Source organism: Paraburkholderia sp. GAS82, from assembly GCF_050436285.1.
Taxonomy (GTDB): Bacteria; Pseudomonadota; Gammaproteobacteria; order Burkholderiales; family Burkholderiaceae; genus Paraburkholderia; species Paraburkholderia phenazinium_B.
Map to the genome: position 1 here is coordinate 36906 of NZ_JBNDLX010000010.1, position 22578 is coordinate 59483.

At 61.5% G+C, this 22578-nt stretch carries 21 protein-coding genes; 9 read left to right on the top strand and 12 right to left on the bottom strand.

Features of this window, described 5'->3' with window-relative positions; genetic code table 11:
• Positions 1–77 precede the first annotated feature (77 nt).
• The 5 genes from P3T17_RS28005 (at position 78) to P3T17_RS28025 (ending at position 5006) form a co-directional block, all read left to right on the top strand.
• Positions 78–989, top strand: a complete 912-nt coding sequence (locus P3T17_RS28005) for a LysR family transcriptional regulator (RefSeq protein ID WP_074268140.1) — start codon at positions 78–80, stop codon at positions 987–989.
• 275 nt (positions 990–1264) lie between these two features.
• On the top strand, positions 1265–2260 hold the full coding sequence (locus P3T17_RS28010; RefSeq protein ID WP_429409696.1) for a dihydrodipicolinate synthase family protein: 996 nt from the start codon (positions 1265–1267) through the stop codon (positions 2258–2260).
• 119 nt (positions 2261–2379) lie between these two features.
• The gene (locus tag P3T17_RS28015) at positions 2380–3687 is read left to right on the top strand and encodes an MFS transporter (protein ID WP_429409697.1); all 1308 of its coding nucleotides are present in this window, start codon (positions 2380–2382) and stop codon (positions 3685–3687) included.
• A 201-nt stretch (positions 3688–3888) separates the two neighbouring features.
• Positions 3889–4527: a LysE family translocator gene (locus P3T17_RS28020; RefSeq protein ID WP_429409698.1), complete on the top strand. Its 639-nt coding sequence runs from the start codon at positions 3889–3891 to the stop codon at positions 4525–4527.
• An 89-nt stretch (positions 4528–4616) separates the two neighbouring features.
• Positions 4617–5006, top strand: coding sequence for a hypothetical protein (locus P3T17_RS28025; RefSeq protein ID WP_429409699.1), 390 nt, complete (start codon positions 4617–4619; stop codon positions 5004–5006).
• A 96-nt stretch (positions 5007–5102) separates the two neighbouring features.
• On the opposite strand, the gene P3T17_RS28030 is transcribed toward P3T17_RS28025, so the two are convergent.
• A complete protein-coding gene (locus tag P3T17_RS28030) occupies positions 5103–5828 on the bottom strand; it encodes a hypothetical protein (RefSeq protein ID WP_074268136.1) in 726 nt (241 codons plus the stop codon).
• A 438-nt stretch (positions 5829–6266) separates the two neighbouring features.
• Between P3T17_RS28030 and P3T17_RS28035 the strand changes: the two genes are divergently transcribed.
• Positions 6267–7232, top strand: coding sequence for a hypothetical protein (locus tag P3T17_RS28035; protein ID WP_429409700.1), 966 nt, complete (start codon positions 6267–6269; stop codon positions 7230–7232).
• A gap of 57 nt (positions 7233–7289) precedes the next feature.
• Here the strand turns inward: P3T17_RS28035 and P3T17_RS28040 are convergent, their stop codons facing one another.
• The gene (locus tag P3T17_RS28040; RefSeq protein WP_429288619.1) at positions 7290–8999 is read right to left on the bottom strand and encodes a SulP family inorganic anion transporter; all 1710 of its coding nucleotides are present in this window, start codon (positions 8997–8999) and stop codon (positions 7290–7292) included.
• Positions 9000–9652: 653 nt separating this feature from the next.
• Between P3T17_RS28040 and P3T17_RS28045 the strand changes: the two genes are divergently transcribed.
• Positions 9653–10510, top strand: coding sequence for a PA4780 family RIO1-like protein kinase (locus tag P3T17_RS28045; protein ID WP_429409701.1), 858 nt, complete (start codon positions 9653–9655; stop codon positions 10508–10510).
• A gap of 6 nt (positions 10511–10516) precedes the next feature.
• Here the strand turns inward: P3T17_RS28045 and P3T17_RS28050 are convergent, their stop codons facing one another.
• The 6 genes from P3T17_RS28050 to P3T17_RS28075 all read right to left on the bottom strand — a co-directional run bounded on the left by P3T17_RS28050 (position 10517) and on the right by P3T17_RS28075 (position 17287).
• The gene (locus P3T17_RS28050; RefSeq protein ID WP_429409702.1) at positions 10517–11542 is read right to left on the bottom strand and encodes a LacI family DNA-binding transcriptional regulator; all 1026 of its coding nucleotides are present in this window, start codon (positions 11540–11542) and stop codon (positions 10517–10519) included.
• A 24-nt stretch (positions 11543–11566) separates the two neighbouring features.
• Positions 11567–12649, bottom strand: a complete 1083-nt coding sequence (locus P3T17_RS28055; protein WP_429409703.1) for an ABC transporter ATP-binding protein — start codon at positions 12647–12649, stop codon at positions 11567–11569.
• 16 nt (positions 12650–12665) lie between these two features.
• A complete protein-coding gene (locus P3T17_RS28060; protein ID WP_429409704.1) occupies positions 12666–13598 on the bottom strand; it encodes a carbohydrate ABC transporter permease in 933 nt (310 codons plus the stop codon).
• Positions 13598–14533 (bottom strand): carbohydrate ABC transporter permease, encoded by a 936-nt coding sequence (locus P3T17_RS28065; protein WP_074268129.1) that lies wholly within the window; start codon positions 14531–14533, stop codon positions 13598–13600. Before P3T17_RS28065 ends, P3T17_RS28060 begins: the two co-directional genes overlap by 1 nt.
• An 8-nt stretch (positions 14534–14541) precedes the next feature.
• Complete coding sequence (locus P3T17_RS28070; RefSeq protein ID WP_074268128.1) at positions 14542–15780, bottom strand: ABC transporter substrate-binding protein; 1239 nt, start codon at positions 15778–15780, stop codon at positions 14542–14544.
• A gap of 115 nt (positions 15781–15895) precedes the next feature.
• Complete coding sequence (locus tag P3T17_RS28075; protein ID WP_429409705.1) at positions 15896–17287, bottom strand: GH1 family beta-glucosidase; 1392 nt, start codon at positions 17285–17287, stop codon at positions 15896–15898.
• 390 nt (positions 17288–17677) lie between these two features.
• Between P3T17_RS28075 and P3T17_RS28080 the strand changes: the two genes are divergently transcribed.
• Positions 17678–18019 carry a hypothetical protein gene (locus P3T17_RS28080; RefSeq protein ID WP_074268126.1) on the top strand — a complete coding sequence of 114 codons (342 nt, stop codon included), beginning with the start codon at positions 17678–17680 and terminating at the stop codon, positions 18017–18019.
• Between the two features lie 2 nt (positions 18020–18021).
• Complete coding sequence (locus P3T17_RS28085; protein ID WP_429409706.1) at positions 18022–18906, top strand: 4-hydroxy-tetrahydrodipicolinate synthase family protein; 885 nt, start codon at positions 18022–18024, stop codon at positions 18904–18906.
• A gap of 140 nt (positions 18907–19046) precedes the next feature.
• Here the strand turns inward: P3T17_RS28085 and P3T17_RS28090 are convergent, their stop codons facing one another.
• The 4 genes from P3T17_RS28090 to P3T17_RS28105 all read right to left on the bottom strand — a co-directional run bounded on the left by P3T17_RS28090 (position 19047) and on the right by P3T17_RS28105 (position 22553).
• Complete coding sequence (locus P3T17_RS28090) at positions 19047–19934, bottom strand: PTS sugar transporter subunit IIA (protein WP_083611689.1); 888 nt, start codon at positions 19932–19934, stop codon at positions 19047–19049.
• A 153-nt stretch (positions 19935–20087) separates the two neighbouring features.
• Positions 20088–20276 carry a hypothetical protein gene (locus P3T17_RS28095; RefSeq protein ID WP_074268124.1) on the bottom strand — a complete coding sequence of 63 codons (189 nt, stop codon included), beginning with the start codon at positions 20274–20276 and terminating at the stop codon, positions 20088–20090.
• A gap of 85 nt (positions 20277–20361) precedes the next feature.
• The gene (locus P3T17_RS28100) at positions 20362–20655 is read right to left on the bottom strand and encodes a hypothetical protein (protein WP_429409707.1); all 294 of its coding nucleotides are present in this window, start codon (positions 20653–20655) and stop codon (positions 20362–20364) included.
• A gap of 650 nt (positions 20656–21305) precedes the next feature.
• Positions 21306–22553: an NRAMP family divalent metal transporter gene (locus P3T17_RS28105; protein WP_429409708.1), complete on the bottom strand. Its 1248-nt coding sequence runs from the start codon at positions 22551–22553 to the stop codon at positions 21306–21308.
• Between the last annotated feature and the right edge of the window lie 25 nt (positions 22554–22578).

Consider the following 22578-nt stretch of genomic DNA (forward strand, 5'->3'; position numbering starts at 1 on the left):
CATGAACGCAGTGTGATAGCCGTGAGGCATCAAAAACAGTATGCTTTGGCTTCTTCAAAAGATAAAAGTTTTATTCGATGGACTCGCGCTATCTGCAAAGCTTTGTCTACGTGGTCGAGTTGGGCTCGATTGCGGAAGCCGCCCGCAGGCTCGATCTGACGCCTGCCGCGGTGGCGCAACGCGTCAAGATGCTCGAAGAAGAGCTGGGGGCCAAACTCGTGCGCCGTTCGGGCCGCACGGTCGGAACGACCGAAGCCGGCGAGCGCATTCTCGAGCGGGCGCGCGCCGTCCTGCACGACATCCGCGATCTGAAGTCGGATCTGAACGACGCTTCGGAGCTGGCCGGCGAACTCCGCCTGGGCGGCACGCCCACCATGATGACGAGCCTGATCCCTGATGTGCTCGGCAAACTGCTCGCGCGGCATCCGCAGATGGATATCTATCTGGAGCCGGGCACCTCGGTCGATCTGTACCGCAAGGTCGTCAATGGCGATCTGGATGCCGCAGTGCTGGTTCAGCCGCTCTTCGATCTGCCCAAAAGCTGCGACTGGCATACGTTTCGTGAAGAACCGCTGGTGTTGCTCACGCCAGCTTCGATGCAGGTGAGCGATGTGCACGAAGCACTGCGCAGCCAGCCATTCCTGCGCTACGACCGCAACGTGGTAGGCGGTCAGCTCGCCGACGGCTACTTGCATCAGCATGGCATCAAGCCGCATCAACGCTGCGAACTGGACGGGCTCGATGCGATTGCGGTGATGGTCGACCGGGGCCTTGGCGTGTCGCTGGTGCCGGACTGGCTGATGACCCGTTTTGGCGGCCTGGCGCTCGCCAAGTGGCCGCTGCCGCATGCGTTCCCGAAACGCGTGGTGGGTCTGCTGTGGGGACGTTCGTCGGCGCGCATGCGGCTGGTGCAGGCGTTCCTGCAGACGGCGATGGATCTGGGGCTCGAAGCACCGGGGGCGCCGGCCGCGAGCCAACCCAAGGCTTAGGCCACGCCGGGGGCCGTATCCGGCCGTTTACGGCGAACACATAAGCCAGAACACGAAAAAACGAAGGCAAACACAAAAATAATTAACGTTTGAAGCAACCGCGCCACTCTTCTTCGTCGTTTGCGGGCACGCAATACTGCATTGGCACCTGAATGCCCGGCATGGGTGCCACAGCCAGCCTGTCGCAGCCCGGCCCATCACGGGCCTATCGCGCCGAGACAAACGAGGTCCGGCCAGGCAGGCCGGCCAAACGGAAACCGAAGGAGACACGTCCCATGAGCATCCCCACTGATGTCCTGCCAGCCACGCAAACGCCGCCGGCCACCCAGGGCCAGGCTTCGCATGGCGCAGGCCTGCGTGGCGTCCTGGCGCCGGTCCTGACACCGTTCAACGCGGACGGCTCAGCCTCGGTGGGACGCTTCGTCAAACACTGCCGCGCGCTGCTCAGTCAGGGCCTGGGGCTGGCCGCATTCGGCACGAACTCGGAAGCCAACTCGCTCAGCGTGCCGGAAAAGCGCCAGTTGCTCGACGCCCTGCTCGACGCCGGCTTGCCGGCAGCGCGCATGATGCCGGGCACCGGCGCCTGCGCGCTGCCCGACACCATCGAACTGACGCGCCATGCAGTGGAAAGCGGCTGCGCCGGGGTGCTGATGCTGCCGCCCTTCTACTACAAAGGCGTGAGCGACGAAGGCCTGTTTCGCAGCTTCGCTCAGGTGATCGATACGGTGGCCGATGCGCGCTTGCGGGTCTACCTGTATCACATCCCACAGGTCTCTCAGGTGGGGCTCAGCTTCGGCCTGATCGAGCGCCTGCTCAAGCGTTATCCGGGCGTAGTGGCGGGCATAAAGGACAGTTCGGGCGACTGGAACAACACCGCCGGCATGCTGAGCGAATTCCAGCCGGAAGGCTTCGACGTGTTCGCCGGCAGCGAGACCTTCCTGCTCGCCACGCTGAAAGGCGGCGGCGCGGGCTGCATCACGGCGACCGGCAACGTCAATTCCACGGCAATCGCACACCTCGCCTCCCACTGGCGCGACGCCGACGCTCCGCAGCAACAGCAACGACTCGACACCACACGCGCCGTGTTTCAGCGCTTTCCGATGATCGCCGCCATGAAGGCCGCGATTGCGTGGCAATCGGGCGACGAAGGATGGGCCGCGATGCGGCCGCCGCTCGTCGAACTCGACGCCGGGCAGCGCCACGACCTGCAGACGGGGCTGTCGCAGATAGGCTTTGAGATCCCCGGCGCGGCCTCGCTCGCCGAGCGTTAAAAGCCGGGAGACCGCTGCGCCGGACAGCGAACGGTGCTGCGCAGATTGGCGCTGCGCCACACAATAATTCGCCCGCACGCTCACTAAAACAACCCGCGTGACGGGTCAGGAGACACGCTTTGTTCACCCGTACCTCGCTTTCCCCCGCGCTCGAGGCCGACCCGGCCGATCTGCTGTTCCGGCGCGTCGCCTTCCGCTTCATGCCGCTGCTGTTTATCGGCTACGTGGTTGCTTATCTGGACCGCGTCAACGTCGGCTTTGCGAAGCTGCAGATGCTCAACGGCCTGCATCTGAGCGAGGCAGCGTACGGACTCGGCGCCGGCCTCTTCTTCATTGGCTATTTTCTGTTCGAAGTGCCAAGCAATTTGTTGCTGCACAAGCTCGGCGCGAGACGCTGGATTGCCCGCATCATGGTCACGTGGGCGCTGCTGTCGATGGCCAACGCATGGGTCAGCACACCGCTTGAATTCTACGTGGTGCGCTTCTTTCTGGGCGTGGCCGAAGCAGGCTTCTTCCCCGGCATGGTGCTCTATCTGACCTACTGGTTCCCGTCGCACCGCCGCGGCAAGATGGTTGCGCTGCTGATGGCCGGCAATCCGGTATCGGGGCTGCTAGGCGGTCCGTTGTCTGGCTATCTGATGCACGCGTTGCAAGGCACGTGGGGACTGGATGGCTGGCAATGGCTCTTCGTTGTCGAAGCGCTGCCTTCGATTGTCCTTGGCATCGTCATCCTTCGCTACCTTGACGATCGCGTCGCGGATGCGACATGGCTCAGCGCCGCCGAGAAGAGCCAGATCCAGAGCGAAATCGACGCCGATGCGGCCGTCCGCACGCATGGCTCGGTGCGCGCGGTGTTCACCTCGGCGCGCGTCTGGCTGCTCTGCCTGATCCTGTTCGGCGTCGTGATGGGCTCGTACGCACTGGGCTTCTGGCAACCCACTATCATTCGCGCCACAGGCGTCAGCGACCCGCTCACGATCGGCCTTCTGACGACGATTCCCTATTCCGTTGCCCTGATCTCGATGATCGCGGTTGGCCGCAACGCCGACCGCACCCGCGAGCGGCGCTGGCATATCGTGCTGCCTGCGCTGATCGCTGCCACCGGCTTCTGCATCTGCGCGACGAACGGCGATAGCTCCGCGCTCTCCATGCTCGGACTCACGCTCGCCGCAGCGGGCGTGGTGACCGCGCTGCCGATGTTCTGGGCGCTGCCCACCGCATTTCTGGGCGGAACCGGCGCCGCCGCGGGGATCGCCTTGATCAACTGCACCGGCAATCTCGCTGGGTTCATCAGCCCGGCCGTGATCGGCTGGCTGAAGACGCTCACCCACACGTTGTCTTCGGGACTGTTCGTCGTGGCCGGTACGCTGACACTGTCCGCAGTATTGATTCTGGCGTTTATCCCCGCGCGGCTCGTCAACCGGTAGACAGGGGACAGGCGCGGCCGGCTTGCCAGTGATGGCCCCAGACTGATTGTGCTGCTCGCGCCGGCCCCAACTGTATCTGTGAGAACAGCGGCGGCGTCGTGCAGAATAGCCAGGCATACTGACCGGCCACGTGGAGGACTAATCCGTCCAGGCTAGCCACACCGCGTCGCCGCCGCGAACCTATCCCTGAATAACCGTCCCATGACTGCCAACGCCTTCCTGTCGGCCAATGTCCTGCTCGCCTACGCCGCCTACTTTGTCGGCACCGCGAGCCCCGGCCCGAGCAACCTCGCCATCATGTCGCTCGCCATGGGTTCAGGCCGCAAGTCGGCTTTCGCCTTCGCGCTTGGCGTCATGTCGGGTTCGTTCTCGTGGGCGCTGCTGGCGTCGCTGGGCCTGTCTGCGGTCCTTGCCACCTACTCGCAACTGCTGGTAGCAATCCGCGTCGTGGGCGGCGTGTACCTGCTCTGGCTCGCGTGGAAATCGGCCCGCTCGGCCCTCACGCCGCAGGTGCCGATCACCCGCACTACGCGTGCGCCCGAATCTTCACGACGGCTCTACGTGCGCGGCCTGTTGCTGCATCTCACCAACCCCAAGGCGATTCTGGTCTGGCTGTCGATTGTCTCGCTCGCCGTTCCTGCAGCAGGCGGCGCTGGCCGCACGGCTCCCGTCGTACTCGGTTGCATGGCGATTGGCGTGTTTGTATTCAGCAGTTACGCCGTGCTGTTTTCAACTGAAACCGCACGCCGCGTGTATGGTTCGATCCGGCGCTGGCTAGACGGCTCACTCGCCGTCGTGTTTAGCGTGGCTGGTCTCAAACTTCTGACTTCGCGCAGCTAGACGAACGAAGCGCGGCCTGCGCGTGCAACGCGTGTTAGCCTTGCGCTACTGTGGCGGATGCCACATGAGCGCAGCGCTACGGACATGAGATGAGCAGTCGGCAAACACAGGACGGGCAGAACACAGCGCAACAGCACACGCCGTTGCAGATTCGTCTTTATGTGGCAAGTGCGGTCATTCTTGTGGTGGGCCTGATCGGTGCCGCCATCATTTATGTCGCGGCCCCAGCCAGGGACAGCGCAGAACTGATCTACGGCGTCGCCAACAACCAGCAATATCTGCTCGAACTGCAGCGCATCGGGGGCACGGCCGAGGTGGCGGTGGCTGAGTTTCATCAATGGTTCGACAGCCTGTGGCATGGCAAGCCGCTTGCGTATACGGTGGCGTTTTTATGTGTTGTGCTTGCTGGCGCCTGTATTCTGGCGGCCCGTAGCCGGTTCTTCGAACCGGCATATGAAGAGACTGACGATCAGGACTAGTCCAGCCGGATCGCGAGAACATGGCTGGTCATGCAGGCTGGGAGCGCAACGCATGGACGGCACGTCCCTCGTGCGCACCGTCACCTGAGTCGATCGCTAGATCACGCGGTGGTTGCCGATCCGCTCCACCTCGCCCAGTCCGTTGATCACACACGCCTGACCGATCAGTTCCTCCCAGCTCAGTCCGGCATCTCCAAGTTGTTGCGCCGTCAAACTACCGCTGGCCACACCGATAAACACCCAGTACTGCAGCGGCCGGCTGCCAACGCCGAGCCCACCGGCATCCACGACCACGCCGAAATGCTTCTGCGCCCGATAGTGTTCGGGCCTGGCGTTCTTGTCGTCATCCGACTTCCATTCCTCGATAAAGCTGTCGTAGCGATTCGCGCGCAACGCCACGAAATCATAGGTCCACGCGTCGTTGAACACCGATTCGAGGAATGCCCGCCGCGCGCCCTCTGCACCCATCGCTTTGCACATCACGCCTAGCAACCCGCTATTGAGGTTCGATGTCGCATCGTTGAAGTGGGGCGGCAGGCCTACGACGGTCCAGCTTGCGACTGCGTCTGCATACCCGGTGACCGGTTGATCGAACTCCATGCGAATGCCGCGTGCGTCCCAATCCAGGAACTCCCGCATCAGGCATTCGACGTCATCCGCAAACACCCATTCATCGAGCTCGGCCCGGGCCCCGCCTGGATCGTCGCCTCCGCAACTGATGGCAAAGCGCGGTCGGCCGATCGCGTTGACGTATTCTTCGAATTGGGCACCACTTGTAATGACGGATCTAAAGACCGTGGTAGCGTGCGATGCGACTTTCATTGAAGATCTCCCGGGGGAACGTTCCTGGTGACAGACAGCACCGGAAAGAAAGTCCACGATACTCAATTTTTTATGCGCAGGGAAGCGATTAAATATAAATAAGTTTTACTAACCATTTTTTCCGGTTTCGACAACCGAATTAATTTAATCAATATTTTCATTCGACGAAACGCCACGCCACGCAAGCCTCTCCGCCAAATGAATATGAAAGAAAGTCGTAAACTTAAACAAGACTTTTAAAATCTTCGTCCGAATAAATTTATCTTTTATCGAGTCTTTTTCCAGCCAGCCGTGAAAATTTGAACTAGACTTGTCACACAGTCCGTTAGCATTCCTTGATGGTTCCCCGCACGTTACGACCATCTCTCGGTCGTGGCCGATGAAACGCCCGCACGTTGCGGGCGTCTTTTTTAAAGGAATGCGACTTAACTCAAGAACATGTCGACGATCACCCCTTTCGTCTGGGTCGAAGGCAGCATCGGCCAGCCGCGTCTGGGTGCAGCGGGTCATCTGCCGCTGCCCTTCGGCGGCGAATGGACTTTGCTTGTTCCGGAAGGCGGCTTGCGTGCCGGTCTGAGGGCATTGCTGCGAACCTTCTGTCTACGCGAAGAGACCATCTGGTCAATGTGTCACTGGGCATCGACGCGGCCTGGGCAGCCGTCTGCCGCCCCGGCCGCGTCAGGGCAACTCTGCGTGACGGCGCTTGATGAGCGTGTGCCAGCGGCCTCGTCTGCGGTACGCGTGGCGGCGGATCTTCCCGCGGTACATCAGTCGTTTGCAAACCGTTCCGCCACGCGCGCAGCCAGCTTGTGCGCGATCGGGGGTGCAGCGATTCTGGCGTGCATCGGCATCGCCTATCTGTCGCATCAACATGCGAAACGGGACACTGCAGCGATGCCGCAACCCGGGCTCGCCAAAGGCGGTCGCATATCCGCACCCCTGCAAGTACCACGACATGGCGACACCAGCCAGGCCACCGCACAAAAACTCGTGCCAACGGCTTCGCAACCGCGCCTGGAAGAAACAGACCACACACGTCACGGCTTGCGCGAAACGAAACACGCACGACGGCATATCGCTCATACATCCGCTACGCGGGCTGTGAAAAACAGGCAGCATGCCGGTCACGCAGTATCGTCGGGCACGTCACATCGACTCACCCATGCAAGCCACACGCACCGGTCGTTGGCGCGGGCATCGGCAGCCGGCAACTACTCGCCATTCGCGCCCGCCAGACTGGGCCACGATGAATATGCCACCATCACGATGCCAACGGATGCGCGTGCGAGCCATGAAACACTCGCACCGCCGCCAGCGCGTCGCGACAACGTGAGCGACACGGAATGGATGAACCACATTTCGCAGCGGCGCGTCACCGAAGTACCCGACGAATTCTCGAAGTAGCGCTCGCACATCGAGAACCGACGTCAAACACACGCTGCGGCCAAACCCGAACCAGCGCTATATCACTCCCGGCGTCGACACCTGTGGCGTCACGCCCACCGCAGCCAGTGCCTCATGCATCGTGCTGAAGACGCACGATGCCTTGACCGCTTCCGTAATGCCATGCCGGTCCATGTCCGAGCGCAGATAGCGGTTCACGCGCGCGAACACCACCTCGACATTCTGCTGCTTCAGGAGGTCGAGCAGATCGTTCAACGAGCGTGCTGCCGAATAATCGAGGTCCGTGATCGCACTCGCGTCCACGACGAACCAGCGCACCTTGCTCGGTGCCTGGCCGATCAGCGCGCGCACATCTTCGACGAAGAAATGGTCGTTGGCATAGAACAGGTCCGCACCGAAGCGATAGACGATCAACCCCGGCGCGGTCTGCGTGCCCGGCCTCGCCGGCACCGGTTGCCAGCGTCCACCAGCGCCGGGTGCCAGCATCATCGTATGCGGCCTGTAGCTGTGCCGCACGTGTCGCAGCAACGAAAGCACGACCGCCAACAGAATCCCATGCTCGACACCGAGCACCACCACAGCAAGCGCCGTGATCACGGCCAGCGTGAACTCCCCTGGCGTTTCGCGGCGGATCGCCCTCAGGCTTTGCACATTGATGAGCCCGATCGCAATCGTGAACACGATGCTGGCGAGGATGCAGTGCGGCAGATATTGCAGATACCGGCTGAAAAACAGCAGCACCACGACGACCACGCCCGCAAACGCCAGTTGTCCGAACTGACTGCGCGTGCCGGCACGCTCGGCCATGGCGGTCTGGGTCGGGCTGCCGTTCACCACGAATGCGCCGGAAAAAGCAGCCACGGTATTGGCCGCCGCCAGCCCGAGAATGTCGGCATTCAGATCGACTTCCTCATGATAGCGCTGCGCAAACACGCGCCCGGCGGCCGCGCTCTGGGCGACGATCATCACGAAGCAGGAGGCCGCCACCGGCAGCAGCTCGACCATCTGGTGCCAGCTCGCAACCGGCAGCCGGAACGGCGGAAGACCACCAGCGACTGGGCCGAGAATCGAAATCCCGTGTCCGGCGAAGTCGTAGAGGTCGCTGGCGGCGATGCCACCCACCACCGCCAGCAAAGGCACCGGCAAACGCGGCGAGAAGCGCTTCGCTAACAGAATGCAGACGACCACGCCTGCTGAAACCGCGAGGGTCGGAAAGCTGACCTGCCCCAGATGACTCGCGATCTGCGCTAACTGGGCCGTACTGTGCGACGACGTGAAGGCGATGCCGAGCATATCGCCCAGCATCGCGATGCCCACCTGCACGCCTACGCCCGCGAGAAAGCCGACCAGTACGGTACGCGACAGAAAGTCGGCGAGAAAGCCGAGTTTAAAGATCCGGGCCACCAGCAACAGCACGGCAGTCAGCAACGCAACCATGCCGGCCAATGCAACGTATTGGGCGCTCGCGAGCGGCGCCATGGTGGAGAGCTGGCTGGAGAAAATGGTCGCAGTCGCCGAGTCTGCAGCAACCACCAGGTGCCGTGACGCGCCGAAGAACGCGAATGCCACCAGCGGCAGGAACACGGTATAGAGGCCAGTCACAGCCGGCATGCCGGCGATGCGCGCGTACCCGAGTACCTGGGGAATATCCATCGACGCCAGCGTGATGCCGGCAAAAGCGTCGCGCAACGCAGACGCACGATCAAGAGGGAGGATGCCTTTTAGCAGGCCAAAGCGCCTGGCCAGTTTTTCTGGGGTCTCTTGCATGCAGGAATGGGGTCTTAATCAGGTGGCAATCCCGCATCGTGCCGCGAGTGGGCACTTCAACGCAAGACTCGATTGCCAATCCATCACGACAGCGGCCAGTCCCGGCTAGCGCCTGAGCTGCCCGGTACGCGGGTCGACGATCCTGGCAAAGCCGAACAGTGCCGCGATCAGGAGCGGACATGCAATGAGGAAAGTGACCAGCATCTTTCACCCCGTAACAAATAATTTTCCGCGAGTGTAAAGGATCGACCGTGCTTTTAAATCAGGTAAACCCCGCAAAACAAGGGGTCCAGGCAACATTCGGCCCACATTTGGCACACGCCCTCTACCTGACGCGACCGAAAGTTCTCTTTACCGCCATCAACAGGACGCCTACGAATCTTACGGTGCCGAAAGCCATGACTTGGCACTCGAATAGCAGCCAGACAGACCCACCAGGCAATGCGCAAGATGTCTCGGACGAACAGCCACGCAACCCCAGTCAAACGTCGTTATGCCCCATGAATTCTGCCGATTGCCCGGTACACCTTATAATCGGGCATGACTTTATCTCCGCTCCAAGCCCCCTTTTCACAGGCGGCCATGCTTACCCGCCCCGCCGTCCTCCGTCGCGCCGCCGTTGCCGTCCCGTGCACAGTGCAGGCGGTGGCCGCATGAAAACACCCAAACGCCTGCTCCCGCTCGTTGAAGAAGGCCTGATCGACGAAGTCATCAGCCAGTTGATGAGCGGCAAGGAAGCCACCGTCTACGTCGTACGCAGTGGCGATTCGACCCGTTGCGCGAAGGTCTACAAGGACGCAAAACAGCGCAGTTTCCGCCAGGCCGCCTCGTATCGCGAGGGCCGCAAGGTCAAGAACAGCCGTGAAGCGCGCGCCATTGAAAAAGGCAGCCGTTACGGCCGCGAAGTGCAGGAACAGCACTGGCAGAACGCCGAGGTCGACGCGCTGTTCCGTTTAGCCAACGCCGGCGTGCGCGTGCCGCAGCCGTATATCTGCACAGACGGCGTCCTGTTGATGGAACTGGTGACCGACGAAGACGGCAACGTCGCGCCGCGTCTGAACGATGTGGAAATGAGCGAAACGCGTGCGGTCGAACTGCACACGCGGCTGCTCAACGAAGTGGTGCGCATGTTATGCGCCGGTCTGATTCACGGCGACCTGTCCGAGTACAACATCCTGCTCGCCGCGGACGGCCCGGTGATCATCGACCTGCCGCAGGCCGTCGACGCCGCCGGCAATCTCGAAGCGCCCGCCATGCTCGAGCGCGACGTGGACAACCTCGCGACGTACTTTGGCCGCTTCGCGCCGCATCTGCTAACTGCGAAGTACGGCAAGGAGATCTGGGCGCTATTCGAAGGCGGCGGCCTGCACCCTGAGGTGCAATTGACCGGGCGTGTCGAACTCGACACCACGCCGGTCGACCTCGATGCGGTGCTGCAGGAACTCGAAGACACGCGTCTCGAGGAAGAAGCTCGCGTGCGGCACGAGCAATCGCTGCGCGAGGGCAGCTAAGCGCACCTACCGGGCCACCACGCGCTGCCGTGGCGCGCCCACCGAGGCGCGCATCGTCACCGTCACGGGAAACTCGCGGAAGATTTCCCACGAGGTTCCATAGCATTGATTCACCAGCCAGCGTACCGCGTTCTGCGTCAGGTCCGCAGTCGGAATATGCACTGAGGTCAGCGCGGGCGCTGCATACGCTGCCGAGTAGTCGTCGTCGTAGCCGATCACGGAGACGTCGTTCGGCACCGAAACACCTGCCTGCTGAAAGCGCGCCAATACGCTGATCGCCATGGTGTCGTTGGCGACGAACACCGCGGTAAAGGACCGCTTCGAGTCGAGCAGCGTTTGCGCGGCTGCATAGCCGCCCTCCGGCGAGAAGTCCGATTCGATCAAGGTCACGTCCGCCCGTTCGATGCCGTGGCGCGCCAGTTCCGCAAAGAAACCGTCGACACGCGCCTGATTGTCCGAAGCACTAAAGGGCCCCGAGATCACCGCAAGCTCGCGATGCCCATGCTCGAGCAAGGTGCGTGCGGCCAGTTCGCCGCCGCGCCTATGATCCGCGCAGAACGACGCCTCCGGCAGCTGACCGAAAGAGCGATTGAGAAACACCATCTTTGGGTGCATGCGATGCAGACGGTTGAGGTCGTCGTCATGCAGGTCATGGCTGATCACGATCACGCCATCGCAGTCGCGGCCAATCAGAAACTCCACTGCTTCGAGCGCCTGCTCGCGCGGCGACGACTCGCCGCAACCGGTCGCGACAACGACGTGCCGGTGCACCGCGCGCAACTCGGTATCGGTCTGCTTGAGGATCGTGCCGTAGTACGAACCAAAGAAAGTCGGCACGAACAGGCCGATCATGCCGAGCGACTGCGTCGCCATGGCGCGGCCGATCGAGGATGGCCGGAAATTCAGCGCCTCGATGGCGGCCCTGACGCGGCGCTCGGCGTCGGCCGAGACCGGTCCTTTGCCGGAAATCACCCGCGATGCCGTCGACATGCCGACTCCGGCTAACTCCGCCACGTCTTTCAGGGTTGCCACACGCGCTCCATCAAACCGTGCCGTTCACAGACGGGCGCCACCAGCCTCGTCGAACAGCGAAATATGTGCGCTGTCGAGCGAAAAGGCGCGCGCCTCCCCTACCTCGATGGGCGCTTTGTCCTGATCGATCGACGCGATCTGGGCGCCATGATAATCGAGCCAAATAACCCGGTGGTTGCCCATCGGTTCGATCAGCGAAACGGTGCCGCGCTCTGTAAAGTCGCCGCCGACTCGCACATCCTCGGGGCGCACGCCCAGCATGCAGGGCCGCGTCGTATCGGGGAGCGCCTTGAACGGATAGCGCGACACGTCGAGATCAAGATGGTCTGTGCGAAAGCGCATGCCCTCCTCGCGCCGCTCCAGCCGTCCTTGCAGCATATTCATCGCGGGCGCGCCGAGAAAGCCCGCCACGAACAGATTATCCGGCCGCGCATAGACTTCGGCTGGCGTGCCGATCTGCTGGATCACGCCACCCCGCATCACAGCCATGCGGGTAGCGAGCGTCATCGCCTCCACCTGGTCGTGCGTGACGTAGATCATCGTCGCGCCGAGCCGTTGATGCAGCTGTTTCAATTCGCGGCGCAACTCGGTGCGCAGCTTGGCGTCGAGATTCGAGAGCGGCTCGTCGAACAGGAACACATCCGCTTCGCGTACGATTGCGCGGCCAATCGCCACGCGTTGACGCTGGCCGCCGGACAGTTGTGCCGGCTTGCGTTTGAGCAGCGGCCCGAGTTGCAGCATCTCCGACGCACGCATCACGCGCCGTTCGATCTCCGCCTTCGGCGTGCCGTTGATACGCAGTGCAAATGACAGATTGCGTTCGACGCTCATGGTCGGATACAGCGCATACGACTGGAACACCAGCGAGATGCGGCGATCTTTCGGATCGGCCCAGGTCATATCCTCGCCGCCTATTTCGATGCTGCCGTCGGTGACATCGATCAGGCCTGCAATGCTATGCAGCAAGGTGGACTTGCCGCAGCCCGACGGCCCGAGCAGCACGACGAATTCGCCGGCATTCACATCGAGATCGAGCGACTCGATGACCGTGTTCGCGCCCAGCTCGATGCGCAGATTGCGGACCGATACATTCGATACGTTGGTCATGCCCCTATCCCTTGGCCTACCCTTTGACTGCGCCCGAAGCGATGCCGCGCACAAACCAGCGGCCTGAAATGAAGTAGATCGCGAGCGGCACCATCGAAGTGAGGATGGTCGCCGCCATGTTGACGTTGTAGAGACGCTCGCCCGTAGTGGTATTGATGATGTTGTTTAGCTGCACTGTCATCGGCAGGTTCCTGGTTCCCGCGAACACCAGCCCGAGAATGAAGTCGTTCCAGATGCCGGTGACCTGCATGATCACCGCAACCACGATGATCGGCGTGGACATCGGCAACATCAACTGCAGGAAGATGCGCCAGAAACCGCCGCCGTCGACACGGGCCGCCTTGAACAGTTCAAGCGGGATCGATGCGTAGTAGTTGCGAAACAGCAGCGTCATGATCGGCATACCGAAGATTGTATGGATCACCACGATGCCTGGCAGCGAACTGAACAGGTGCACGCTCGCCAGCACGCGCACAAGCGGATAGACCATCACCTGCACGGGGATAAAGGCACCCATCAGCAGAACGGCGAACAGGATCCCTGCGCCGCGTGGCCGCCAGAACGACAGCGCATAGCCATTCACCGCGCCGATCGCGATAGAGAGAATGGTGCTGGGCACCACAATGCGCACGGAGTTCCAGAAACCGACCTGAATCCCGTTACAGTCGAGGCCCGTGCAGGCCGATGCCCACGCATCACGCCACGGCGCGAGCGTGAAATGCAGCGGCAGCGCCAGAATGTTGCCTACGCGGATCTCGCTCATCGGCTTGACCGAGGTGACGAGCATCACATATAGCGGCAACAGGAAGAACAAGGCCGCGGTAATCAGGAATGCGTAAATGCCGAAACGCGCGGGCGTGAAGCGCGGGCGGCGTTTCGGCCGAGGTTTGGGCGTAGTTGCGATTGCGGGCTTGCCAACTGAAGTTACACCGGAAGGGAGCGTATTCATCAAACGTCCTTTCGGAAAGCGGCGCGACTGCGCACATAGAAGAACGGCGCGAGAATTGCCAGCACGGTGGTCAACAATACGACCGACGCCGCAGAGGCAAGTCCGATATTGGCGCGGCCAAACAGGTAATCCATGATGAACTTGGCCGGCACTTCGCTCGCCGTGCCAGGGCCACCCAGGGTCATCGCCACCACTGCGTCGTATAGCTTCACCACCATCACGAACAGCAGCACGAATGCGGTGGACATCGAGGTCTTGAGCATCGGCACCACGATACTCGCATAGACCCGCCAGCGTGGAATGCCGTCGATGCGTGCCGCCTTCCAGATCTCGTCGTCGATGCCGCGCAGGCCAGCCAGCAACAACGCCATCACGAGCCCGGAAGCCTGCCAGACCGTGGCGATCACGAGCGTATAGATCACCCAGTCCTGATCGACGATCCAGTCGAAGCGTGCGTGCGCAAAGCCGATGCGATGCAATACCTCCTGTATGCCCAGTTGGGGATTGAGAATCCACTGCCAGACGAGACCGGTGGCGACAAACGACATCGCATACGGATACAGAAATACCGTACGCAATGCGCCCTCTGCCACCACTCTCTGATCGATAAAGATCGCCAGCAGCAAACCGATCACCATGCACGCGATGATAAACAACACGCCATAGATCACGATGTGCTGTAGCGACACCATCCAGCGATCGTTCTGAAACAGCCGCACGTATTGCGACACCCCGGCGAAGCGATCGGACGGAAACGTGCGCGACAAGGTAAACGATACCTTAGCCGTCCATAGCATCGTGCCAAGGTAGGCAAAAACGACCGTCACCACCATCGGCAACAGCGCAATCCAGGCGGCGAGCGGCCAGCGCCGCCCAAGCGGCTTCGACCGCCTCGCCGGTCGTCGAGATGCCGAGGCCAGGCCGAGTGCGCGCATCGCGGTGCTCAGCTCTTCAGCGCGCTGGCAAACGCCTTTTGCGCATCTTCAGCCGACTCGTTCTTGTTCCAGAAGTTGGTGATGACGTCGGTCAGCGCACCCTGCACGTCCGGCGAAATCAGCATTTCCGGATTCGGCAACTGGCGCGACTTGTCCTTCATGATCGCAATGCCCTCTTTCGCGCAGATATCGAGGCTCGAGGTATCCACGTCCGGACGGATCGGGATCGAGCCTTTCTTCGCGCTAAAGGCCACCTGCGCCTCAGGAGAAGTCATGACAGTCGCGAGCAGGTTCTGCGCCTTGATCGCGTTGGCGTTGTCTGTCTTCGGGAATACGAAGACGTCGCCCGCCACCATATACGGCGAATGCGGACCAAAACCCGGGAAGCAGCCGAAGTCCTTGCCCGCCACCTGGTTGGCCGCCGAGAACTCGCCCTTTGCCCAGTCGCCCATGATCTGCATGCCCGCCTTGCCCGAAATCACCAGCGCCGTCGCATCATTCCAGTTGCGGCCGGGCGAACCCGGATCCACGTAGTTGTGCAGGCGCTTGAAGGTGGTCAGCACATTCTTGAAAGCGGCCGAATTCACCGCATTCTGGTCGCGGTCGCGATACACCTTCATATAGAGGTCCGTGCCGCCGACATCGGCAAACACCGCATCGAAGGTGATTTTTTCCTGCCATGCCTGGCCGCCCAGCGCGAGCGGAATGTAGCCCGCGGCTTTCAGCTTGTCGAGATCGGTGAACAGTTCATCGAAGGTCTGCGGCTCCGCTGCAATGCCCGCCTTCTTGAACGCAGGCTTCGAATAGAAGAACCAGTCCTGCATATGAATGTCGACGGGCGCGGCATAGAAGTGCCCGTTGACCTTGATAGACTCGAGAATCGACTGCGGGAAAATGGCGTTCCAGTTTTCCTTGGCGGCTACCGTGTCGACATTGTTGAGCATGCCCTGATCGATCAGGTCATGAAACTGCTTGGACGTATTGAACTGCGCTGCTGTGGGTGGATCCCCGCCTACGATCCGGTTGATGGCCGTGGAGCGTGCCTGATCGGCGCCGGCCACCGCGTTATCGACCCACAGGCCACCGGCCTTATTGTACGCATCCGCGAACTGCTTGATCGCGGCAGATTCGCCGCCCGAGGTCCACCAGTGGATCACGTTGGCCTTCAACGGATCGGCATGGGCAACCACGCCGTTGAGAGCGAGGGCCAAGGCAATGCCGCTCAAGAGTTTCCTTCTGCAGTTCATTCCGTCTCCTTGAGGCTTTGCGCCTTTTTGTTTCCGGTCGACATACAAACCAGCTCAGCTTGTTCAGTTACGTGCCTCAGTTGAGTGACTCAGTTGAGTGACTCAGTTGCGTGACTCAGTTGCGTGCCTTACGTTCTGCCAGGAACTTTGCGATCAGCTCGGCACTGTGTTTGACGGTGCGCTTTTGCGTATCGTAGTCGACGTGCACCACGCCAAAGCGCCGTTCATAACCGAAGGCCCATTCGAAGTTGTCCATCAGCGACCAGACGAAATAACCCCGAATATCGACGCCAGCCTTGACCGCGCTGTCCACCGCTGCAAGGTGGCGCTTGAGGAACGAGATCCGTTGCGGATCGTCGACGCGGCCCTCGATCACCTGATCATCTGAAGCCATACCGTTCTCAGTGATATAGATCGGTGGCAGGTTCGCGTAGTTCTTGTTAAAACCGATCAGGAGATCGCGCAGCCCATCAGGGTGCACCTCCCAGCCCATCTGCGTGCGCTCGACACCTTCCAGCGGGACCTCGGTAAAGCCATGCGCTCCGTCGCTCTTCACGTTGGTGCGGAAGTAGTAGTTGATACCCAGGAAGTCGAGCGGTGCGGAAATAGTCTTCAGATCGCCGTCGAGCACCAGCGGCTCGGTACCCGGCCAGAGTTCGAACAGATCGTCCGGATACGCGCCCTTCAATAGCGGGTCGAGAATCCACGCATTGTGCTGAACTTCGAACAGATGCGCGGCGCGGCGATCAACAGCACTTTCCGAATTTGCGGTGCCTCTGCCCACGTTGGCGACGATCCCTTTCAGCGACGCCGGATCATTGGCGCGCAACACCGGAATCGCCAAGCCGTGTGCAAGCAGCAGATGATGCATGGCCTGGGTGGCAAAGCGCGCATTAGACAGACCCGGCGCATGATGACCGTTACCGTAGCCGAGATATGCCGAGCACCACGGCTCGTTGAGGGTCATCCATGCATCGACCTGGCCCGCGAGTTCGCGGCTCATCAGGTCTGCGTAGTCGGCGAAGCGGTACGCGGTGTCGCGGTTGAGCCAGCCACCGCGATCTTCCAGATGCTGCGGCAAGTCCCAGTGGTACAGCGTGACAAAGGTCTTGAGGCCCTTCTCCTTGAGACGGCCGAGCAGGCGCTTGTAGAAGTCGAGGCCCTTCTGGTTCGGTTTGCCGTGTTCGTCCATGACGCGCGGCCATGCAATCGAGAGACGATAGGCCTCGAAATTGAGCGAGCTCAGAAGGTCGAAATCGGCTTCCCAGCGATGATAGTGATCGCAGGCCACCTCGCCTGTATCGCCGGCCAGCACTTTGCCTGGAGTGGCTGAGAAGGTGTCCCAGATCGACGGCAGACGCCCGTCTTCATGAACGGCTCCCTCGATCTGATACGACGCGGTAGCCGCGCCGAGCAGGAACTGCTTGCGCCAGAGCACCGAATCGGCCGATGGCGAGAACGGATCGCCGTTCAGGTCCTGGGACAGCGCGGATACGTCGTTTGCCACAGATTCTCCTTTGTCGACCAGAGCCGGCGCTCGAGCGCGCTACTCTGGTCCCATGCAATTCGTTACGCAGAACCGCTGAAACCGGTTGGGTGGAAGCTGGGTGGAAGCGCTTCCACAAGACCTGCGAACGATAGCAGCGGCCAATTCCATGCAGCAATCAGGGTTTGTCTGGATGGGGGTGTTCTGCAATGATGTGGCTAATGGCTGCCATGGCGGAATTGCGCTCGCGGAACTCAACGCTTCGCAGAAACTCAGCACTGAAAGCACGATCGCAACGCGCCCGCCACCACCGCATTTTTCCACCAAGCGATCGGATTTTTGCGCGATGTTTACACCGCGGGGTCTACTCTAGTCACTGTGTTGAACAACCACAGCAGCGAATCCGATCTCATGGCACTTCCGCAAACACTCCAGGTCTACGACGCCGGAACTCACCGCGCGCAACCCGCCTCACACCACAACGTCATCCCCTTTCCCTCGCCACGCGTACTGTTGCCGGTGACGCTGCTCGGCGACTCCGAGCGCGACGCCCGTGCACAACTCAAGTCGCTATTGCACTCGCCGCTAGGCGTGTATGTGGTCAGCACCGAGGTCGTGCACGACCATGTTCACCTCGACCTCGATATTGCTCCAGACGACCTCGACTTCACGATGCACGCATTGATTACCTCGCTGCCCTACGCGATGATCGGACCGCTCAGGCGCCGCAACGCCAGCAAGGAGGCGCGCTAATCATGTATTCAGGCATCTGGTTGCCGCTCGTTACGCCGATGCGCAACGGCGAGGTCGACATCGACGCGCTACAGCATCTGGCGGAGTACTACTCGCGCACCGAGATCAGCGGCATGGTGGCGCTGGGCACAACCGGCGAAGCCGCGCTGCTGTCCGAGACCGAACGTGTCACGGTGCTGCAGGCTATCACCGACGCAGTTGGCAGCCGCCTGCCGGTACTGGTCGGCGTCGGCGGGTCGGACACACGCGAAGTGATCCGCGAGCTACGCCGCTATGAACATTGGGACTGCAGCGGCTATCTGGTCTCACCCCCTTCGTATATCTGTCCCGATCAGGCCGGCGTGCAATGGCACTTCGAACAGATTGCGCTCGCAACCGACCGCTCGATCGTGCTGTACGACGTACCGCATCGAAGCGGCGTCGCCATCGCGCCTGAGACGGTCGCGCGCCTGACCGAACTGGACAACGTCGTGGCGATCAAGGAGTGCGTAAAAGATCACTTCGACAAACTGCGTAGCGCGCCCGTCAGTCTGCTCTGCGGCACGGACGACGCGTTCCTCGACTGCCTGCGTTCCGGCGGCGCGGGTGGGATTCTCGCCAGTGCGCATGTCTGCGCCGATCTGCTGATCGAAGTGCAGGCGCTCGTCGAATCGGACCACGTAGCAGAAGCGCAAACGCTCTTCACGAGCCTGCTGCCGGTCATCAAGCTGCTGTTCTCCGCGCCTAACCCGTCTGCGATCAAGGCCATGCTGGCATTCGATCACCCCATGACGGACGAGACGCGGATGCCTATCACACGAGCCTCCGCGCAACTGGTGGCGAGCCTGGGTACTGCTCGCGAAGCTTTGCAGGATTTGCGCGCGGAGTTTGCTGGAGCGGCTCACTAAGCCGACTCAGTGAGTTGACTCGATGAGTCGACGCACTAAACGGGCTCGCCAGGCTGATTAGTGTTACTAACCGGCTCAATAGACAAGGGCCGCGCTTTCTAAAAGCGCGGCCCTTATCGCTTCCCGTCAACCAGGCTCTATCAAGCCGCCTCGTACTCGACAAACAGCTGGCAGACGGCATGTTCATCTTCGCAGGCGTGAAGCTGTTCACGGAACTGCTGGTCGCAAAATCGCTCCGCCACTTCCGCCAGCAGACGCAAATGCGCGGTATTGGCCCATTTCGGCACGAGCAGCACCACGATATCGCCAACCGGTTTTCCGTCCGGCGCATCGAAGGCGATCGGCGTGGCCGGCCTGACATACAGCACCATCGCCTCGCGCAGACCCTTGATCTGGCCATGCGGAACCGCCACGCCCTGACCCAGTCCCGTCGAGCCCATCGCTTCTCGCGCGGCAAGGCCGGCGGTCACAGCGTCCGCCGGCAACCCATAGCGTTGCTGGAAAAAGCGGCCGAGTTCGTCGAACAGAGCTTGCCGGTCCGCGACGTCCAGACCGAGCAGCACGTGATCCCGCGACATCAGTTGTGCGATTGCGCTACCTGCAACGGCATTCTCATCCTCCTGCGACACCTCCACTTCAGACTCGCTGGACACGTTGATACGTGGCGGCGTCTCGGCGTGCATCAAGCCACGCCAGCTATCGGTAACCGTATCGGGGACTTCGAACAGTTGACCCAATTCCGCCGTGGGCGCCAGAACGGCCACGCGCTGGATCGCTCCATCGACTGCGGTCTTGGGCAGATAGAGAGAGAGCCGCACGCGGCCCGTTCCGGGCAGTGGCGCAACCCGGATGGTCCAAGGCTGGTCGCCGCAGTCGCGGGTCAGCGCCTGGCGTAAAGGTGTGGCGTGTTGTGCGTCGAGCGTGACGTGCATCATCACGTTGCGGCCCGCGGGGGCGTGGGAGCGGGGTTGTACCCGGCTCTTGCCAGTTCCGAGAAGAGCCCGCAGGCTTGTCATTGGGTGCGCCATGTCGCGCCTCGTTTCAATTGCCTGATCTCAGGCTACACGAATTGGCGTTAAGCTCGCGTAAAAATTTCTCGGCATGGCCCAACCGCTTTTCCCGTCGCGCTCAGCGCGTGCGAACGCGACCGGAAAAAAGGTCGGAATATCATGCCGCCTGTCTCAGAGGCCGAGAATGCGCCGGGCTTCGAGTTCCGCCAGCTCGAGCGCAGCATCGGAGCTGCGCATCGGCCGGCCACAGCCACGTCCAGTGATCTGTTGCAGCGTCTTTTCGTTACGCGTAGTGGTCACGCGAAGCGCGCCTTTGAACATCTGTCCCGGAGCGGGAAACACGCAGGCCTCTACGGTCATGTTTCCCCTGGATTGTTTGAACGCCATACGATTCCCCATACTGTCGGGCGCATCGCCAGCGGGCGGCACGCCTTGCTGCTTCGCCTCAGTGCGCCGCGCCGTTGATGGCGAGACCTGCCGGGCGTGCTTCGAAGCGGTACTGAAGATGCGTCGGATAATGCGGATCCACTTCGCGCACCAGCCGGTCGATTTCCCGGCCGAGTTCGCTGCAGCCTTCCACCCCGAGCAGCTGGGTGGCTTTCGCGATTCCCTCGCCGAATTTCTCGACCATCAGTGCCGCCAGCGCCGGCGTTTCTACGCCTCGGGCGACGTCGCTGAGACGATGCGCCGCATAGCGCCGGATCTCCACGATCAACACCTTGATCTCGTCATTTGTCATTTTCTAGCCTCGACTGTCGGCAGCCGCGCCGAAGTGCGGCCCGTACGACGTCACCGCCCTGTTCACCGGCAATAACGCTCCCTACACTTAGAACTCCGAATGCTCTAACGAGTCCATCATGATGCTTGTATTTCAGCACATGCCGCGTCAAGAACCCGCAAAACCGGACGGGGTAGCTGCAAAGATTGTGTAATGGGGCGCGGCGTTGTAGCGGCAGCGGGAAGATGAAAGGCTTATGTACGCTGTTTCGGTACATCTGAAAGACATATGTACGGGACTTCAACCTATCTTTGCTCTGCCTGGCGAATCATGTTGACTTCCGTTTGTGCGCGCGCCTAAAATCCGGGCGTCTTTACAAAAGGGGCTAATGCCTTGGACTCCAGTCGTTGTCGATCTTCGAATAGTTTCGCTGCCTGACCGGCAGGACGTCCGCGCTCTCTTCTATTAGCCGCCGTCTTGCCAGCAGGCAGACGTGCGCGCCGTAGCAATACTCCCCGTGCACCTTAAGCGTCATATGAACGCAGTGGTTTCGTGCGTCCGTATGGCACCGTGTCGCGAGCATCGCCTCGCGGCACGGTGGCAACGCGTCAAGGCGTTCTTTGCTTGGGAAACGCATGCCGCTTTCGCCTCGCGCGGAGGCGGCACGCCGCTCAGGACATCCAACCCGAGACTGCGCCAACAATAGCGGCGACGCTGACCAGTGCCGCCACGCCTGACACCAGCCAAAGGTAAAGACCACGCGGACGGTGTTGTCCGGAAAGCGAGGTCACGCTAAGGGCAATAAGCAGGCCGACCACCAGAGGCAACATCAGGGCATTGACCACCTGAGCGGCGACGTTCAACGACACGAGGTTCGGCGCAAGCCAGACAAGATACGCACTGCCGGCGACGGACACGATGTACACGCCGTAAAACCATGGCGCACCGGTGGGACGGTCTTCGAGCGAGCGCTTGTAGCCCGCCACTTCACCGAGCCCCCAGGCGAGCGACAGCGAACAGACGATGGCCGCCACCATCGACGCACCGAGCACACCCGCGCTAAACAGGAAGCGTCCGGCGTGCGGGCCGACGACCGTGGCGAGCGCGTCGCTGATCTCGCCGACGCTCTCGAGCGCATGCGGTTTGCCGTCACCCGACAGCGTGGCGGCAGCGGCGACCAGCACCGCTGCTGTCAGCAACTGGGTAAGGACGGCGCCCAACGCTGTTTCTGCGCGAGCCGCGCCGTAGTCTTGTGCCGTGAGTTTTTTATCGGCGACCGCAGCCTGTTGATAGAACACCATCCACGGATTGAAGGTCGCTCCGATCAGCGCAGCTGCCATATAACCAAACTGGCGATTGCCGAACGGGAAGCTTTTTATTTGCCGGAAAGCGTTACGGATATCGGGGTGGGCTTTCCAGGCCACCACGAAGAACGTCAGCTCGAAGGCGCCGATCAGGATGGCCGCCTTGTCGACGCGCTTGTGCGAGCCGGTCAGCACCACGGCAATCAAGGCAAACACGGCAAGGGGTAAAGTCAGGGAGCGCGACACACCATACATTTCACCGATGCCCGCTACGCCTGTGAACTCCGTGACCAGCGAGCCGAGTACCGCAATCACGAGGCCAGCGGCAGAGATCCATGCCCACACGGGACCGAAGTTCGAGCGGATCAGTTCGCCATGGCCGCGGCCCGCGAAGATGCCGAGCCTCACCGTGAGTTCCTGGACCATGTAAAGCAACGGGATCAGGACAAGCAGCACAACCAGTAACTGCAGTCCCCATTGAGCGCCCGCTTGCGCAGCGGTGACGACATTGCCCGCATCGCAATCGGCCAGCATGACGAGCAGGCCGGGGCCCCAGAGGGCAAGCCAACGCAGATTGCGGGAGGTCTTCGGTTTGGGCAGAGATGCGCCGGACATGCGTTATGAAAAGAAGCAAAGGTTG

Bases quoted from the DNA above. Each gene is read 5' to 3' on its own strand.
- P3T17_RS28005 (WP_074268140.1), top strand. From the start codon at position 78: ATGGACTCGCGCTATCTGCAAAGCTTTGTCTACGTGGTCGAGTTGGGC.
- P3T17_RS28010 (WP_429409696.1), top strand. From the start codon at position 1,265: ATGAGCATCCCCACTGATGTCCTGCCAGCCACGCAAACGCCGCCGGCC.
- P3T17_RS28020 (WP_429409698.1), top strand. From the start codon at position 3,889: ATGACTGCCAACGCCTTCCTGTCGGCCAATGTCCTGCTCGCCTACGCC.
- P3T17_RS28025 (WP_429409699.1), top strand. From the start codon at position 4,617: ATGAGCAGTCGGCAAACACAGGACGGGCAGAACACAGCGCAACAGCAC.
- P3T17_RS28030 (WP_074268136.1), bottom strand. From the start codon at position 5,828: ATGAAAGTCGCATCGCACGCTACCACGGTCTTTAGATCCGTCATTACA.
- P3T17_RS28035 (WP_429409700.1), top strand. From the start codon at position 6,267: ATGTCGACGATCACCCCTTTCGTCTGGGTCGAAGGCAGCATCGGCCAG.
- P3T17_RS28040 (WP_429288619.1), bottom strand. From the start codon at position 8,999: ATGCAAGAGACCCCAGAAAAACTGGCCAGGCGCTTTGGCCTGCTAAAA.
- P3T17_RS28045 (WP_429409701.1), top strand. From the start codon at position 9,653: ATGAAAACACCCAAACGCCTGCTCCCGCTCGTTGAAGAAGGCCTGATC.
- P3T17_RS28055 (WP_429409703.1), bottom strand. From the start codon at position 12,649: ATGACCAACGTATCGAATGTATCGGTCCGCAATCTGCGCATCGAGCTG.
- P3T17_RS28060 (WP_429409704.1), bottom strand. From the start codon at position 13,598: ATGAATACGCTCCCTTCCGGTGTAACTTCAGTTGGCAAGCCCGCAATC.
- P3T17_RS28065 (WP_074268129.1), bottom strand. From the start codon at position 14,533: ATGCGCGCACTCGGCCTGGCCTCGGCATCTCGACGACCGGCGAGGCGG.
- P3T17_RS28070 (WP_074268128.1), bottom strand. From the start codon at position 15,780: ATGAACTGCAGAAGGAAACTCTTGAGCGGCATTGCCTTGGCCCTCGCT.
- P3T17_RS28080 (WP_074268126.1), top strand. From the start codon at position 17,678: ATGGCACTTCCGCAAACACTCCAGGTCTACGACGCCGGAACTCACCGC.
- P3T17_RS28085 (WP_429409706.1), top strand. From the start codon at position 18,022: ATGTATTCAGGCATCTGGTTGCCGCTCGTTACGCCGATGCGCAACGGC.
- P3T17_RS28090 (WP_083611689.1), bottom strand. From the start codon at position 19,934: ATGGCGCACCCAATGACAAGCCTGCGGGCTCTTCTCGGAACTGGCAAG.
- P3T17_RS28095 (WP_074268124.1), bottom strand. From the start codon at position 20,276: ATGACCGTAGAGGCCTGCGTGTTTCCCGCTCCGGGACAGATGTTCAAA.
- P3T17_RS28100 (WP_429409707.1), bottom strand. From the start codon at position 20,655: ATGACAAATGACGAGATCAAGGTGTTGATCGTGGAGATCCGGCGCTAT.
- P3T17_RS28105 (WP_429409708.1), bottom strand. From the start codon at position 22,553: ATGTCCGGCGCATCTCTGCCCAAACCGAAGACCTCCCGCAATCTGCGT.